This window comes from Marinobacter lutaoensis, from assembly GCF_001981305.1.
Taxonomy (GTDB): domain Bacteria; phylum Pseudomonadota; class Gammaproteobacteria; order Pseudomonadales; family Oleiphilaceae; genus Marinobacter; species Marinobacter lutaoensis.
The window spans coordinates 1-1,129 of sequence record NZ_MSCW01000024.1 but is presented as its reverse complement, the minus strand read 5'-3'; the positions used below and the strand labels follow the sequence as shown (position 1 = coordinate 1,129).

The window sequence follows — 1,129 nt, the reverse complement described above, 5'->3', positions numbered from 1 at the left end:
AAGAAAACCCAGCAGTACAGCACTGAGTTCAAAGTCAAAGCGGTGGAGTGGAGTCACCAGGCCCACCGCAGCGTCAAAAGCGTTGCCGAAGCGCTGGATATTCACCCCTTCATGCTGTCACGCTGGCGAAGGGAATATCGTGAAGGAAAGTTCACCATGAAACGGGTCAAGAAGGCGCCAGCAGACGCCAAAAAGAAAATACAGGAACAGGATGAGATTGCCCGCCTGAAACGCCGAGTATCGGAGCTTCAGGAGGAAAACGATATCCTAAAAAAGTTTCAACGTTTTCAGGCCGAGGAACGACGGAAGCGTTCCGGTTCGTCTGGAAACACCGACGGGAATACAGCGTAAAAGCGCTGTGTCGGCACTTGAAGGTGTCGCGATCCGGTTACTACGCCTGGGCAAACCGGAAACCTGGCCAGAGAGCCACTGAGAACGCCGAGCTGCTGTTAAAGATCCGCCGTGTATACGACGGCAGCAAAGGGCGCTATGGAAGCCCCAGGGTCTATCAGGCCCTGCGCCGGGAAGGCGAACAGGTTGGCGAGAATCGTGTGGCGCGCCTGATGCAGGAATGGGGCATGAAAGCGCGAGTGGTGCGAGTGTATCGCCGAATGAGCAAGCGCCGTGACGAGCTCAAAGCCCTTCCCAATCACCGCTTGAGCGTTGAAAAGCCTGTTGCGGTGAATCAGCAATGGAGCAGTGACGTTACCTATATCAAGCTGGGTCGAAAATACGTGTTCCTGGCGGTTGTTCTAGACCTGTTCTCGCGCCGGATTATCAGTTGGCGATTGGATGAGAGCCTAAATGCGGCACTGGCCAAAGGTGCCTTGAGAGAGGCCTTTGCAGCAAGGCAGCCGAAAGCGGGTTTGTTGTTCCACACCGATCGTGGCACGGAATATCGGGCTCAGAAAACACAGGCATTTCTGAACCAAAACAGCGTGCGCCACAGCATGAATCGACCGGGACAATGCACAGACAACGCTGAGGTCGAATCCTTCTTCAAAACCTTGAAGGGAGAATTGCTGCATGCGACCAGCTTTTTGACGATGCGGCAGTTACGGAAACATATAAAAGACTATATAGAGTGCTTTTATAACAGCCAACGGCTGCACAGTGGCCTTGGCTACCG

General features: G+C 53.9%; 1 protein-coding gene. It reads left to right on the top strand.

Annotated features, from left to right (window positions below; translation table 11 throughout):
* Positions 1–1,129 (top strand): IS3 family transposase gene (locus tag BTO32_RS17620; RefSeq protein ID WP_139339144.1). Its coding sequence is split into 2 segments (ribosomal slippage), with 1,127 coding nucleotides annotated over them: positions 1–276 and positions 279–1,129; the frame shifts between segments, so codons are not numbered across the junction. This gene is flagged as partial in the annotation.